The following is a 1,552-nucleotide window of genomic DNA, read 5'->3' as shown; positions in this document are numbered from 1 at the left end:
GTGTATAGCAGTGTAAGCAAGAAAAACATACTTATTTTTTTCATATAGTATTGAAATTTATTAATGCAAGGGTGGGTAATAATTGTTTACCAATGCCGAATTGTAAATTAAAATTAGTAAACTTTTCGACTATTTGTATAAAATAGTCGAAAAGTTTATGTTAAAAAAATGAATTGGATTCTATGATTATTAAGTATAAATATTCGGGTAATGGTTTGTAGCTGGCTTAAAATGACATATAAAAAATAAACCTCTTATTTGAGTAAGAGGTTTATTGAATTATTGCTTGGCATTTTCTTTCACGTGTATTACAAGTTTTTTACACAGTTCCCGAATCATTTCAGCCATTTTAATATCTCCGGTGGCATTTTCAATGGAGTCTGCCATACCGCCAATACCTTCTATAGCGAAACGTTTCATTTCTTCTACCGGCATTTCTTTTGTCCATATATTTATCTGCATGGTGTTCATTTGTGTATGATCCCATAAAGATAAAGCGATGGCATCTGTTGGTAAAGGCTTGTCTGAAGGGCCGTCAGTAGCTTCCCAAACAATCTTTTCAGGTATATTTTTATCGTCTAATTGTACGCTGAATTTTATTTCTGAATTTTTCATGTTATTAATAATATTTACGCTAATTTCCTTATCATTTGTCGTTAAAACAAATCTGTAAATTGTAAATTATCTTTAGACCAGATTTAGGTGCATAAAAATCAATAAAGTGTATGAATATCAATACAATAATTTCAGTTCTGTGCTTATTGGCAGGCTTTTCATGTTCCTACCAGGCTGAAACGGCCAGCAAATCCGGTACTGGAAGTGGACCAGGCTGTCGGGTGGCTTTTTATAATACTGAAAACTTGTTTGATATCATGGATGATGAGCATGTAAATGATAATGATTTTTTACCGGGAGGGAAGTTGCATTGGACAGCACAGCGTTACGAAGAAAAACTGAACAATATAAGAGAAGTTATTCATGGGTTGAACGAATCTAATTCGCTGGCTTTGCTTGGTATGAGCGAAGTAGAAAATAAAGAGGTGTTAACGGATTTGTTGAAGAGTGATTCGTTGTTCAAAATTATTCATTACAATTCTTCAGACAAAAGAGGGATTGACGTTTGTTTGATTTATAATGAAAAGTTTTTTCAACCTATTCAATCGTACTTATCCTACTTTAAACAGGATGAAGATCCTGAATTATTTTTACGGGAAGTATTGGTTGTGAAAGGTGTATTATTTTCTGATACCGTACATGTACTGGTAAATCACTGGCCATCGCGCAGGGAAGGGGAGCAGAAATCCGAACATAAGCGTATTGCAGCAGCCATGCTTACGCAGGAGATTATAGATTCTATCAATGCCGTCAGCAAGTCTGACAATATTATTGTCATGGGAGATTTTAATGATCAACCTTCAGATGAAAGCATGTCGATTATGCTGAAATTAAAATCTGGGAAACAAAATTCTTCGGCCGATTTGATAAATCCGTTCAAAGAGCTGCAGGATGTGGGCGAGGGGACTTGCAAGTTTAAAAGAGATTGGTTTTTATT

The 1,552-nt window shown here is 34.5% G+C and carries 1 protein-coding gene and 1 pseudogene; one reads left to right on the top strand and one right to left on the bottom strand.

Features of this window, described 5'->3' with window-relative positions:
* Positions 1-279 precede the first annotated feature (279 nt).
* Complete coding sequence (gene gldC / locus QZ824_RS11590; RefSeq protein WP_291276174.1) at positions 280-615, bottom strand: gliding motility protein GldC; 336 nt, start codon at positions 613-615, stop codon at positions 280-282.
* Positions 616-725: 110 nt separating this feature from the next.
* On the opposite strand from gldC, the pseudogene QZ824_RS11585 reads away from it, so the two are divergent.
* Positions 726-1,552: pseudogene (locus tag QZ824_RS11585) on the top strand (hypothetical protein); the annotation flags it as partial.

This window comes from Flavobacterium sp., from assembly GCF_021151785.1.
Taxonomy (GTDB): domain Bacteria; phylum Bacteroidota; class Bacteroidia; order Flavobacteriales; family Flavobacteriaceae; genus Flavobacterium.
The sequence above is the reverse complement of the archived record's forward strand: the minus strand, read 5'-3'. Positions and strand labels throughout refer to the sequence as shown.

What these genes read in the sequence shown, in the direction of transcription:
- gldC (WP_291276174.1), bottom strand. Translation starts at nt 615, where the DNA reads ATGAAAAATTCAGAAATAAAATTCAGCGTACAATTAGACGATAAAAAT.